The 12,436-nt window shown below is 69.2% G+C and carries 10 protein-coding genes; 2 read left to right on the top strand and 8 right to left on the bottom strand.

Annotated features, from left to right (window positions below):
- Positions 1-9 precede the first annotated feature (9 nt).
- Positions 10-1,698: a glycosyltransferase family 39 protein gene (locus tag FG323_RS13465; protein WP_181444223.1), complete on the top strand. Its 1,689-nt coding sequence runs from the start codon at positions 10-12 to the stop codon at positions 1,696-1,698.
- A gap of 4 nt (positions 1,699-1,702) precedes the next feature.
- Here the strand turns inward: FG323_RS13465 and FG323_RS13470 are convergent, their stop codons facing one another.
- From FG323_RS13470 to FG323_RS13500, 7 genes are all read right to left on the bottom strand, one after another.
- On the bottom strand, positions 1,703-2,824 hold the full coding sequence (locus FG323_RS13470; RefSeq protein ID WP_141455181.1) for a glycosyltransferase family 4 protein: 1,122 nt from the start codon (positions 2,822-2,824) through the stop codon (positions 1,703-1,705).
- A gap of 25 nt (positions 2,825-2,849) precedes the next feature.
- On the bottom strand, positions 2,850-3,689 hold the full coding sequence (locus tag FG323_RS13475) for a glycosyltransferase family 2 protein (protein WP_141455182.1): 840 nt from the start codon (positions 3,687-3,689) through the stop codon (positions 2,850-2,852).
- Entirely contained in the window at positions 3,686-4,888 is a 1,203-nt protein-coding gene (locus tag FG323_RS13480) for an O-antigen ligase family protein (protein WP_141455183.1), read from the bottom strand. The genes FG323_RS13475 and FG323_RS13480 overlap by 4 nt, the downstream gene beginning before the upstream one ends.
- Positions 4,889-5,131: 243 nt before the next feature.
- Positions 5,132-6,043: a glycosyltransferase family A protein gene (locus FG323_RS13485; RefSeq protein WP_141455184.1), complete on the bottom strand. Its 912-nt coding sequence runs from the start codon at positions 6,041-6,043 to the stop codon at positions 5,132-5,134.
- Positions 6,040-6,987 carry a UDP-glucuronic acid decarboxylase family protein gene (locus FG323_RS13490; RefSeq protein WP_141455185.1) on the bottom strand — a complete coding sequence of 316 codons (948 nt, stop codon included), beginning with the start codon at positions 6,985-6,987 and terminating at the stop codon, positions 6,040-6,042. The genes FG323_RS13485 and FG323_RS13490 overlap by 4 nt, the downstream gene beginning before the upstream one ends.
- 149 nt (positions 6,988-7,136) lie before the next feature.
- Entirely contained in the window at positions 7,137-9,044 is a 1,908-nt protein-coding gene (gene asnB / locus FG323_RS13495; RefSeq protein ID WP_141455186.1) for an asparagine synthase (glutamine-hydrolyzing), read from the bottom strand.
- Between the two features lie 2 nt (positions 9,045-9,046).
- Positions 9,047-9,865, bottom strand: a complete 819-nt coding sequence (locus tag FG323_RS13500; protein WP_141455187.1) for a glycosyltransferase family 2 protein — start codon at positions 9,863-9,865, stop codon at positions 9,047-9,049.
- On the opposite strand from FG323_RS13500, the gene FG323_RS13505 reads away from it, so the two are divergent.
- Positions 9,861-10,925 carry a CDP-glycerol glycerophosphotransferase family protein gene (locus FG323_RS13505; RefSeq protein WP_181444241.1) on the top strand — a complete coding sequence of 355 codons (1,065 nt, stop codon included), beginning with the start codon at positions 9,861-9,863 and terminating at the stop codon, positions 10,923-10,925. The two genes, FG323_RS13500 and FG323_RS13505, sit on opposite strands and share 5 nt — an antisense overlap.
- Positions 10,926-10,929: 4 nt before the next feature.
- On the opposite strand, the gene FG323_RS13510 is transcribed toward FG323_RS13505, so the two are convergent.
- Complete coding sequence (locus FG323_RS13510) at positions 10,930-12,423, bottom strand: PH domain-containing protein (protein WP_141455313.1); 1,494 nt, start codon at positions 12,421-12,423, stop codon at positions 10,930-10,932.
- Positions 12,424-12,436: the final 13 nt, after the last annotated feature.

The raw sequence follows: 12,436 nt of genomic DNA on the forward strand, positions 1-12,436 counted from the left end.
TCGCGCGCCATGATCAAGACCGACGACAAGACCGCGTTCTGGTGGTTCCTGCTGTTCGCGCTGGTGGTGATCGGCGCGGGGCTGGGCATGCGCGCGCCATGGCCGGCCGACGAGCCGCGTTTCGTGCTGGTGGCCAAACAGATGTGGGAGTCCGGCCAGTGGCTGTTCCCGCACCGCGGCCAGGAGCTCTATCCGGACAAACCGCCGCTGTACTTCTGGATGATTGCATCCACCTACGCGGTGGTGCGCCACTGGAACGTCGCCTTCCTGATTCCGTCGCTGCTGGCGGCGCTGGGCACGCTGGTACTGACCTACGACTTCGCACGCCGCACCTGGAACCGCCAGGCGGCGTTGTGGGCCGCCGGCGCGGTGCTGTGCGCGATGCAGTTCGTCTACCAGGGCAAGCGCGCGCAGATCGACCCGACCGTGGTGTTCTTCATCACCCTGGGCATGTACGGCCTAGGCCGTCATCTGCTGCTGGGGCCGAACTGGCGCTGGTATTGGCTCGGCTGTTTCTCCGCCGGCCTGGGCGTGATCAGCAAGGGCGTGGGCTTCCTGCCGTTGCTGGCGCTGATTCCCTACGCGCTGATGCGCTGGCGCGGCTGGCAGGGACTGGCCGAACCGGCGCTGAAGGGCGCGGGTCGCTGGTGGCTGGGCGGCGCCAGTTTCCTGCTGGCGATCGCGCTGTGGTTCGTGCCGATGGTGGTGACCGCGTTGACCAGCGGCGATCCCGAGCACCGTGCCTATCTCAACGAAATCCTGTTCCGCCAGACCGCCACCCGCTACGTCGCCGCATGGCACCACCAGGCGCCGCCGTGGTACTTCCTGGAAGTCATCGCGCTGTTCTGGCTGCCGTTCTCGATCTTCATTCCCTGGCTGATCAAGCCGTGGCGTGAGGCCTGGCGCCAGCGCGACGCGCGGGTGTGGTGGCCGCTGGCGTGGATGCTGCTGGTGCTGCTGTTCTTCAGCGCTAGCCCGGGCAAGCGTGACATGTACATCCTGCCCGCGCTGCCGGCGTTGGCGTGGGCGGCCGCCCCGTTCCTGCCCGCTCTGGGCGAGCGCCGTGGCGTGCGGGCCGCGTTGCTGGCGTTCGCGGTCGCGCTGGGCGGCCTGCTGCTGGTGGCCGGCGGCATGGCGCTGACCGGCGATCCGCGTTTCGAACTGAAGCTGGAAGCCGAGCGCGGCCTGGCCGGTGATCCGCACGCGGACCAGCTCTGGCTGGCGCTGGCGGTCATGGGCGGGCTGATCGTCGCCGCCGCGTTGTGGCTGCGGCGCGCGCGCGCGATCCCGCTGACCCTGGTGACCGTGCTGGTGCTGTGGGTCGGCTACGGCATGGCGCTGGCGCCGTTGCTGGACGGCGAGAACTCGGCGCGCGACGTGATGACCGAAGCACGCGCACGCGCCGGCGTGGACACCGCCATCGGGCTGGTGGACTGGAAGGAACAGCAACTGCTGCAGGCGCAAGGCGAGGTGACCGAGTTCGGTTTCCGCGCGCCGGTCGATCTGCAATGGCAGCGCGGCCTGGCGTGGTTACACGAAGCCCCGGCCGGGCGCGTGCTGATGGCGCAGGACGCCACCCTGCCGGCCTGCGTGGATCGCGCGCAGGCGCGTTCGCTGGGGTCGGCCAACCGCCGCAGCTGGTGGCTGGTGGATGCCGCCGCGGCGGCGGGCTGTCGCGGCGAGGCGATGAAACCTTAGTCGATCAGCGCTCGCCCAGCAGATCCCGGTAAACCGCTTCGGTGGCGTCGGCGAATCGAGCGATGCCGAATTCGGCGAGCGCATGCGCTCGCGCGGCGGCGCCCATTCCGGCCAGCGCGTCGCGATGCTGGAGCATCCAGCGCAGGGTGGTCGCCATCGCCTCGTGGCCATGCACCGGCACCACCCAGCCGTCCTCGCCGGCATGCAGGTTTTCCGGCAGGCCGGCGTAGTCGGTGACCATCACCGGCTTGCCCATCGCCATCATCTCGCGGCAGGCGAAGGAGATGGTCTCGATGTCGTGCGACAGCACGAAGCCGGCATCGAGCGCGGCGATGATCGGGCGCACGTCTTCCAGCAGTCCGGGGAAATGGAACTGCGCTTCCAGGCCGGCCTCGCGCACGATCGCCAACTGCCGCGCGGAAGGCGGCTGGCCGGCAATCAGCACGTGCACACGGCGACGCTCTTCGGCGGACAGCAGCTCCAGTGCCGCGACCAGATCCGTCCAGCCCTTGTAATCGGCGGTACCGGCGCTGCTGCCGATCAGCAGTGACCCGGCGTCCGGCGCGAAGCGTTCCCGCGACATGCGCGCGTCCGCGTCCGGCCAGGGGCCGAAATGGGTGGTGTCCACGCCGTTGTAGACCGTCTGCGGATGGCAGGCGCGGTAGGGCGTGGCCTCGAGCTGCCGGCGCACGTACTCGCACACCGCGATCGCCTTGTCGGTATGGAAACGCGCGCGCCAGACGTGCTGGAGCCCACCCATCGGCTTGGTGTTGTGCTTGGTCAGGACCACGCGCGGACGCGGCGAGACGCCGCGCAATGCGGCGATGACGATGCGGTGATCGGCCGAGCCGTTGACGTGCACGATGTCGAACCGGTGCGCGCGCAGATGGTCGCGCAGCTGGCGGATGGCGCCGGCGCGCTCGCGCAGCTTGCGCAGTCCGTTCGGGAAAGGCTGCGCCAGCGTGCGCACGCCGGGCAGCGCCGTGGCTTCGGCCAGCAGGCGGCTGCCCGCTGGCGCGGCGACATGGACCTCGTGCCGCGGTCCGAGCGCGCGCGCCAGTTCGCGGATATAGGTGGTATGGCCGCCGCCGCTGCCGCTGTGGAAATTGGTGTAGAGCAGCTTCATCGACGAGGCCGGGTCCGTGCCGGGATCAGGAGACCACCGGATCCTGCAGCAACTCGGGATGGCCGTCGATGCCGTGTTCGCAACGGGTGATCTTCTGCGTGCGGGTGGCCTGGAACAGGCGATTGTTGGGCAGGCTCATGTCGTCCACGTCCGGCGGCGCGCGCGAGTTGTGCCACAGGTGTACCGCCAGCGCGGCCCACTTGAGCGCGCGCCGGCGCAGGCCGGTGTTCTCCAGCCGCGCCGCCAGCTCGCGATCCTCGGCGCCGTAGCCTTCCATGCGCTCGTCGAAGCCGTTGACCTTCAGCAGATCGGCGCGCCAGAAACTCATGTTGCAGCTCATCACCCGCCCGCCGTTGCGCGAGCGCGCCTTCCAGCGCGCCAGCTGCGGCTGGCGGAACGCGTACTGGCGGCGGGTGCCGTCGAATTCGTCGAAATCGGCGTCGACCCACGGCGCGAACACCGGCCTTCCGCCGGCCAGTAGGCGGTTGCTCTCGGCGACGGTCGCCTTGAGCCGGCCCCCTTGCAGGAAGAATCCCGGCTCGGCCAGCATCTCGTGATCGCCGATGAAGTCCGGATGCAGGATCATGTCGCCGTCCAGCAGGATCACGTAGTCGCCGCGGCTGGCGGCGATCGCGCGGTTGCGGCAGCGCGCCGCGCGGAAGCCGCGATCCTCCTGCCACAGATGGCGGACCGGAACCGGCAACGCCTGCTGCCAGCGCGCCACCATTTCGGCTGTATCGGGCCGGGAACCGTCGTCGGCGATCAGGATCTCGTCCGGCATCCGACGCTGCCGCGCGACGCTTTCCAGCACCCGCTCCAGGGCTTCGGGCCAGTTGTAGGTGAGGATTGCCAGGGAAATCTTCATCGTGCGCGCGAAGGGTCGGTGGACGCCGATGGCAACGACAGGCTGAGCGCCAGCGGCAGCCAGATGATCAACCAACCCGGGCGTGGGCTGTCAATCAGGTGCGGCAGGTCGAACTGCACCATCACGCTGGCGAACACCCACAGGCCCAGCACGACCCGGCCGATCACCTCGTCTCGATGACGCCAGGCACGCCAGCCCAAGGCCAGCCAGATCCCCGACCACAACAGCAGTCCCGGCAGGCCGAGTTCGACCGCGATCTGGGTGAACAGGTTGTGGGTATGGACCTGATCCATGCCCATGCCGCCCTGGACCGGCAGGGTGAAGCGCGCGCCCAGCCCCAGACCCAGCCATGGCTGCTGCAGGAACAGGTCCCAGCTGTGTTGCATGATCTGCGGCCGGAACGACCAGCCGCGCTCGCTCAGTTCCGGGTAGGCCGCGACCGCCACGCCCGCTCCGACCACGATCAGCGCGACCACGCGCCGCCAGGCACGCTCCTTCCTGCGAATGGCGAGCAGCACGAACACCGCGGCGAACAGCGCGGCCCATGCGCTGCGCGAGTCGGCCAGCACCAGGCAGGCGACCAGCACGGACATGGCGGACCATTTCAACAGGCGCTGTCCCCGCATGTGGAAACGCCAAGGCCACAGCCACAGGAAACCGGCCCCCATCGCCGCGGCGAGCAGGTTGGCATTGGCCATCACGCCAAAACCGGTCACGCGACCGTCCGGCGGCGGCTGGATCGCGAACCGGAGCATCGCCGCGATGGCGGTGGCGGCCAGCAGGCCTGCACCGCCCACCAGCAACCAGCGCTGGCGGCGTGGGTCGTCGCCGATGCCGTGCCGCCAGGCGAACAGGAATACCAGCACGCTCAGGATGCGCAGGATCTCGTCCAGCGGCCGGCTCGCGTTGGTCCAGGCCAGGCTCACCGCGGACCAGCAGAGCAGCACCAACAGCCAAGGCATCAGCGGGCGATGTCCCAGGTCGCGCCAGCGATCGAAGCGCGCGAATCCCAGGATCAGCGCCGGCAGATACAGCGTCAGCGCCAGCAGGTACTGGTAAGGCTTGCCGGGGTTGAACGAGGGACCCGCCGGCAGGATGCACATACCCGCGATCAGCACCATCAATCCCCCGCAGAGCAGGTTGCGCCAGCGCGCGTCCACTTCGATCGCCGAATGCATGACCGTCGGGTGGACTGCCACCGGCCCTTCGTCGGAGCGCCGGTCGGGGTCCGAAACGCGGGAAACGGGCGGGGGCGTGTGCGGGCGCACCGGCGCGGCGTCAGGCGCGGGGGAAGCGGGAGAATTTCGGGAAATCAAACACGGCGTCCGGCAGGGTCTGGGGAATGCGGAAGATCCGCCCAAGCGTAAGGCAAGCTACACCCGGGAACCAAGCCGGAAGTCACCGATTGTCGTTGCGCGCAATCCATTGCGTGTAGAGCGTGTCTATTTCTTGCGCTTCGGGCTGCGAACGATGCTCAGGATGCGCTCCAGGCGCTTCCACCACGGCAAGCGCGCCCGCCAGCACAACCCCATGTAGCGGCGCGCCTCGGCCCAATCGGGATCCGGCTTGGTCCGGTACTCCAGCTTGGCCAGTTCCAGGCAGGAGTCGTCCATGCCGGCGGCGCGCGCATAGTGCGCGATCAGGCCACGCGACTGCAGCAGGCCGAGGAAGGTGGTGGTCCGGTTCTGCTGCGCCCACCAGCCGTTGTTGCCGTGGATGCGGTAGCCGACCTGGCCGGTCGGCAGGAAGTATTTGCGCGCGCCGAAGATGCTGGCGCCGAATACCAGGCAGTTGTCGGCCGAGATCCGCCAGGTCGTGCTCACCTGCGGCGGCAGGTCCATGCACAGGCGCGCATAGCGCAGCCGCAGCGACAATGCCGAGGTGGGTGCGCCGTACCAGTAGGTCAGCGCATAGGTGCTGATGGCGGTGTAGCCCAGGTCAAGTTCCTTTTCGGCGAAGCCGATGCGGCCTTCCTCGTTGCCGAACAGGCCGATGTCCGAAAGCACGAAGCCGACATCCTTGCGCTGGTCGTAGAGCGCGCCGATCTTCTCCAGGTAGTCCGGTTGCCAGCGATCGTCGGCATCGAGGAAGCAGACCACGTCCACGTCGGCATCCACGGCCGCCACGCCGCGCTGGAACGCCGCCAACTGGCCGCCGTTCTCGCCGAACAGCAGGCGCACGCCGGGATGGTTGCCGTAGTGTTCGGCTAGCAGCGCCTGCGAGCCGTCGGTTGAACCGTCGTCCACCACCAGGATCTGCGCCGCGCGCCGGCCCTGCGCCAGCACCCCGTCGACCGCCTCGATCACGAAGCGGGCATAGTTGTAGTTGGTGACGATGACCGCGAAGCGGGTCATGCCTGGCCCTCGGCCAGCAGCGTGCGGAAATAGGCGATGGTTTCCTTCAGGCCGTCTTCCAGCGCCACCTTGGGTTCCCAGCCGAGTTTTTCCCGCGCCAGCGAGATATCGGGCTGGCGCTGCTTCGGATCATCGGAGGGCAGCGGCTGGAACACCAGGCGCGAGCTTCCGCCGACCAGGCCGAGCACCTTCTCCGCCAGTTCCAGCATGGTGAATTCACCGGGATTGCCGATGTTGACCGGGCCGGTGAAGCCGCGCTCGGTGTCCATCATCCGCACGATCACCTCGACCAGATCGTCCACATAGCAGAAGCTGCGGGTCTGGCTGCCGTCGCCGTAGATGGTGATGTCCTCGCCGCGCAGCGCCTGCACGATGAAATTGCTGACCACCCGGCCGTCGTTGGGATGCATGCGCGGGCCGTAGGTGTTGAAGATGCGTACCACCTTGATGTCCAGTCCATGCTGGCGGTGGTAATCGAAGAACAGGGTCTCGGCGCAGCGCTTGCCCTCGTCGTAACAGCTGCGCAGGCCAATCGGATTGACTCGTCCCCAGTAGCCTTCGGTCTGCGGATGCACTTCCGGATCGCCGTACACCTCGCTGGTGGAGGCCTGCAGGATGCGCGCGTCCAGGCGCTTGGCGAGGCCGAGCATGTTGATCGCGCCGTGCACGCTGGTCTTGGTGGTCTGGACCGGATCGTGCTGGTAGTGGATGGGCGAGGCCGGGCAGGCGAGATTGAAGATGCGATCCACTTCCACGTACAGCGGGAAGGTCACGTCGTGCCGCATCAGCTCGAAATAGGGATGGTTGAGCAGGTGGGCGACGTTGCGCTTGCTGCCGGTGAAGAAGTTGTCCGCGCACAGGACGTCGTGTCCGTCCCGGATCAGGCGATCGCACAGGTGGGAACCCAGGAAGCCGGCGCCGCCGGTGATCAGAATGCGCTGCATGAACCACTCTCTTGGAAGGAAGAACACCGCCGGCGGCGCGAAGCGGGCCCGCCGGGCAGGCGCATATTGTCACGGCTGGGTCGGGCCGGGGGGAAGGGCGCCGGCGAGCACGGTGATGGTGCGTTCGGGAGATGCGGGCGCTACAGCCGCTACAGCCGCTCGCGCCACGCCTGGAACATCAGCACGCCCCACAGATGGGTGTGCCATTTGCGCTGGCCTGCCTGGAACTCGCGCCAGATCGCGCGGATCGGCGCCGGATCGAAATGTCCTTCCTCGCGCAGGCGGCGCTCATCCAGCTGCGCTTCGGCCCAGTCGCGCAGGGGACCGCGCAGCCAGTCGCCGACCGGTGCGCCGAAACCCGACTTGGGCCGGTGCACCAGCGAGGCCGGCAGGTAGCGTTCCAGCAGGCGCTTGGGCAGGTGCTTGAGCTGGCCGTCGCGGTACTTCATCGCCAGCGGCAGCGACCAGGCGAACTCGACCACCCGCCAGTCCAGCAGCGGCGCGCGCGCCTCCAGCGCGACCGCCATGCTCGCGCGGTCGACCTTGGTCAGGATGTCCTCGGGCAGGTAGCAGGCGAAATCCAGTGCCATCAGCCGATCGGCGGGACCGCCGTTGGCCGGCAGCGCAGTTGGATCGTCGTAGGCGGTGATCGCGCGGCGGGCGCCGCGCACGACCGATTCCGGCCGCCGCCAGCGGCTGACCCGCTGCAGGGCGACGCCCTGCAGGTCGCCGGTGGCCAATTCCGCGCGTGCCGCCGCCAGTCCGCCCAACCGCGAGCGTTCGCCGGGATTGCCGGCCAGCCGGGCCAGCAGGCGCCGGGGCAGGCGTGCCAGCCGCGCATCGTTGCGCAGCGCGCGCAGGTAGCGGCCGTAGCCGAAGAACAGTTCGTCGCCGCCGTCGCCGGAGAGCGCGACCGTCACGTGCTGGCGGGCCAGCCGGCACAGCAACGCGGTCGGCAATTGTGAGGAATCGGCGAAGGGCTCATCGAACATCCGCGCCATGTCCGGCACCAGATCCAGCGCGGCGCGGCCGTCGGCGTGCAGTTCGGTGTGATCGGTGCGCAGGTGTCGCGCCACCGCGGTGGCATAGGCGCTCTCGTCATGATCGGTGTTGTCGAAGCCGATCGAGAAGCTGCGCACCGGCCGCGCCGACTGCGCCTGCATCAGCGCGGTCACCAGCGAGGAATCGGTGCCGCCGGACAGGAACGCGCCCAGCGGCACGTCCGCCTCCATGCGCAGCGCGACCGCGTCGCGCAGCAATGCATCCAGCGCGTCCAGCGCGGCGTCCTCGTCGCCGTCGAAGCCCTGTGCGATCGCGGCTTCCTGGCGCTGGCGCGCATTCCACCAGTGCAGTGGCGCGCGCAGCGGATCGTGGCCGGCGTCGCCCGCCGCCAACGCGGCCGGATCCAGGCGCAGCAGGGTGCCGGCCGGCAGCTTGTGCACGCCGCGCAGGATGGCGTACGGCGCGGGGATGTAGTCCAACCGCAGCAGCAGCGCCAGCGCGTCGGGATTCACCTCGTGGCGCAGGCCCGGATGGGCGCGCAGCGCGGACAGCTCGCTGCCGAACACCAGCGCGCCGTCCGTCGTCCAGCCGTAATACAGCGGCTTCTTGCCGACACGGTCGCGCGCCAGCCACAGGGCCCGCTCCTGGCGATCCCAGGCCGCCAGCGCGAGCATGCCGTTGCCGCGCTCCAGTGCCGCCTGCACGCCCCACTGGGCGATGCCCGCCAGCAGCACTTCGGTGTCGGAATGGCCGCGGAACCGGTGTCCCAGCGCTTCCAGCTCCGCGCGCAGCGCGGCGTGGTTGTAGATCTCGCCGTTGAAGGCGATCACCCAGCGGCCGTCGGCCGACACCATCGGCTGGTGGCCTTCCGGGCTCAGATCCAGGATCGACAGGCGCCGGTGCGACAGCACCAGGCCGATATCCGCGTCCACCCAGGTGCCGCTGTCGTCCGGACCCCGGTGGGCAATGGCCTCGCCCATGCGCCGGCCGAGGGCGTGGAGTTCGTCCGCGCCCGTGCGCGGTTGGGGCGACCAGGCGCCAGCGATGCCGCACATGGTCAGGCCTTGTTCGGAGGTTCGGGGGAAACGGGGGTGACGACCGGCTGCCCGGTCTGCAGCAACCACAGCATGATGGTCTTCTGGCGCACGTAGTTGGCGCGCACGTAGGCGTAGATCAGGCCATGCCAGCCGTCGAGGAAGCCACCGCGCAGCAGGTAGCCGCGCCAGAAACGCCAGGCCGGCGACAGCACCAGCTTGGCCAGGGTGGCGCGCTTGCCGCGCGCGAAATCGTGCTCGGCCATCATCCGCGCGTAACGCTGGGTCTTGAGCAGTTGCTGTTCGAGCGATCGGTACGGGTAATGGATCAGGTCCCCGCGCAGGGTCTTCACCGCACCGTCCACGCTGGCGGCCTCATGCACCTCGCGCTTGCCGCGCCAGCCGCCACGGCGGCGATCGAACAGGCGCAGTACCCGATCCGGATAGGCGTTGCCGTGGCGCAGGAAGCGGCCGAAGTAATCCGACAGCCGGGCGAACCGGTAGCCGGCGGCGCCGTCGAAGCCCGCGCCACGCGCCGATTCGATGGCCGCGCGCAGCGTGTCGTCCACGCGCTCGTCCGCATCCAGGCACAGCACCCAGTCGTGGCTGGCCTGTTCGATCGCGAACTGCTTCTGGCTACGGAAGCCGTCGAATGCCCGCTGCAGCACCCGCGCGCCAGCCGCCTGCGCGATCGCCACCGTGGCATCGGTGGAATACGAATCCACCACCACGACCTCGTCGCAGAACGCCAGCGAGGCCAGGCAATCGCCGATGCGGTCCGCTTCGTTAAACGCGATAATGCAGGCCGAAATCGGGACCCGGTGGTTCGAGGAGGCGTTGATGGCGGATTACCTGTTGTTTGCGACGGAACGCTATGCGCTGCCCATCTTGCAGCCGCTGGCCGATGCGCTGCAAGCCGCCGGACACGACACGCACGCCTGGTTCGTCGATGGTGCCGCCGGCTCGCGGCTGCCCGCGCCGGTGCGGATGATCGAACACGCGCGCCACGCCGTGGACCTGCGCCCGCGCGCGGTGTTCAGCGCCGCCAACTGGGTGCCGACCTTCGTGTCCGGCGCCAAGGTGCAGCTGTTCCATGGCTTCAACGTGGAGAAGCGCGATGCCGCGCGCGGCCATTTCCGGGTGCGCGGCATGTTCGACCTGTACTGCACGCAGGGGCCCGCGACCACCGTGTCGTTCGAGGCGCTCGCCCGTGAGGCCGGTCACTTCAAGGTGGTCGAGACCGGCTGGCCCAAGCTGGATCCGCTGTTCGGGCCGGAGGACGCGCGGGTCCGGCAATGGCGCGCGCAGGCCAACGGGCGGCCGGTGGTGATGTTCGCGTCGACCTTCACCGAACGCCTGAGCGCGGCCCCGCACCTGTACGACGCCATCGCCGCGCAGGTGGCGACCGGTGAACGCTTCTGGCTGCTGACCCTGCACCCCAAGTGCGCGCCGGACCTGTTCGCGCGCTACCGCGCGCTGGCCGGGGCGAACGCCGTGTTCGTCGAGACCGAGGACCTGATCAGCGCCGAGCGCGCGGCCGACGTGCTGGTCGCCGATACCACCTCGGTGGTCAGCGAGTTCGTGGTCCAGCGCAAGCCGGTGGTGACCTTCCGCAACCGCGCGCCCAAGCCGCACATGATCGACTTCGACGATCCGGCGCGCCTGGCGGAGATGCTGGCGCGCGCGTTCGTGCCGGATGACGCATTGCACGCCGCGCTGGCCAACTACGCCACCGCGATCCACCCGTACCACGACGGCCATTCCTCGCAGCGGGTGATGATCGCCACCGAGCGCCTGCTGCGTGGCGAACTGGGCCCGCTGGCGCGCAAGCCGTTCGGCAGCCTGTTGCGCGCGCTGCAGATCCGCAAGGACCTGGGTTACTGGGGGCCGGCCGCGCGCTGAGCGCTCACCAGCGCAGGCGGCGGCGGGCGAGGGTATCGGTCAGGCGCAGGTAGATGGCCCGCACTTCGGCCTCGGGCAGGAAGCGCAGCCGCAGCGGCGGGCTCAGGCCGCGATCCCCCGCGGTGTCCAGCCACAGCGTGGCGGTGCCCAGCCTCCGATCCAACGGCGTGCGGCTCAGCCGCAATACCTGCAGTTTGTCGACCTCGGCGAAGCGCCACCAGCGCCACCACCAGCCCCCGCGCACGGCAATCAGCTCCTCGCCGACGGCGTAGCCGGAGCGGCGCGCGTTCTGCCAGGCGGACCAACCGGTCAGCGGCCAGAGCAGCAGCGCCAGGCTGGCCCAGGCGCCGACCGCGAACCACAGCGCGATCGCCAGCAGCGGGGTGAGGATCATCCCCGGCAACCACAGCCGCCATGCCGCCCGCATCGGCATCGATTGCCACTGCGCGGGCGGCCACGCCGAATGCGGCAGCAGATGGCGGACGAGGGCATCGCAGGTTTCGGGCTGGGCGATCGGCGCCAGCACCTTCAGCGCGCGGCCGTCGTCATGGTCGACGCGGCTGGCCACCGCGGTGTCGATGTGCAGGCTGCGTCGCTTCAACCAGCGTTGCACCACGCCTTCGCGCAGGGTCCAGGCCTGGATGCGTCGGCGCGACACGCTGTTGCGCAGGCGGGTCAGCAGGCCACGTTCGACGGTCAGGCGGCGATCGGCCTCGCTCAGGCGAAAGCCATGGAACTGCACCAGCGCGAGCAGCACCGACAGCAGCCGGGTCAGCACCAACACCAGCGCCAGAATCCCCAGCGCCGCGAGCACGCCGCTCTGCCAACTCCATTCCAGATGGCTCGCATAGCCGAGGGCTTCGCGTGAATAGCGCTGCACCAGCCGCGCCATCATCCTGTCAGGCAGCACCTGCCAGGCCAGGCCGAACGCCGCCGCGACCACCACCATGCCGCGATTGGACGCCAGTCCCAGCCGGATCACTTCCATCACCGGCAGCGCCAGCAACGTGTTCGGAGCGGGCATCGCCGGGGTATCGCCTGGCGCGTCCGGCATGGCCTGGCCGCGATGCCGGATCAGGTTCTCCAGCGCGTTGGCCGCCGACAGGCTCAGCACCCGCATCTCCGCTTCGGGCTTCTGTCCACCGGCCGATTCCAGCCGCACTTCGGCCACCTGGAACAGGCGATGCAGCAGCGACTGATGGATGCCCACGTTGTGGATGCGCGCGAACGGAATCTCGCGCAGGCTGCGATGCAGCCAGCCGCTGCGGATGGTCAGGCCGTCGCGGCCGATCCGGTAGCGGTAGGTGAAGTACTGGATCACCGACACCACCACCAGCACGCCCACCGCGATCACCGGGCCCAGGTTGGCCCACAGGTTGTCCGGATCGCCGCGTCCTCCGAACACGACCAGCGCGATCAGCGGCAGGATGAACTGCTTGAGCTGCTGTACCAGCACGAACAGCCAGGACCAGGGATGCAGCCGCTGCTCCACCGCCATCGGCAGATCATCG

It is taken from the genome of Pseudoxanthomonas sp. z9, from assembly GCF_006542425.1.
GTDB lineage: Bacteria > Pseudomonadota > Gammaproteobacteria > Xanthomonadales > Xanthomonadaceae > Pseudoxanthomonas_A.

Bases quoted from the DNA above. Each gene is read 5' to 3' on its own strand.
- FG323_RS13465 (WP_181444223.1), top strand. From the start codon at position 10: ATGATCAAGACCGACGACAAGACCGCGTTCTGGTGGTTCCTGCTGTTC.
- FG323_RS13470 (WP_141455181.1), bottom strand. From the start codon at position 2,824: ATGAAGCTGCTCTACACCAATTTCCACAGCGGCAGCGGCGGCGGCCAT.
- FG323_RS13475 (WP_141455182.1), bottom strand. From the start codon at position 3,689: ATGAAGATTTCCCTGGCAATCCTCACCTACAACTGGCCCGAAGCCCTG.
- FG323_RS13485 (WP_141455184.1), bottom strand. From the start codon at position 6,043: ATGACCCGCTTCGCGGTCATCGTCACCAACTACAACTATGCCCGCTTC.
- FG323_RS13490 (WP_141455185.1), bottom strand. From the start codon at position 6,987: ATGCAGCGCATTCTGATCACCGGCGGCGCCGGCTTCCTGGGTTCCCAC.
- asnB (WP_141455186.1), bottom strand. From the start codon at position 9,044: ATGTGCGGCATCGCTGGCGCCTGGTCGCCCCAACCGCGCACGGGCGCG.
- FG323_RS13510 (WP_141455313.1), bottom strand. From the start codon at position 12,423: ATGGCGGTGGAGCAGCGGCTGCATCCCTGGTCCTGGCTGTTCGTGCTG.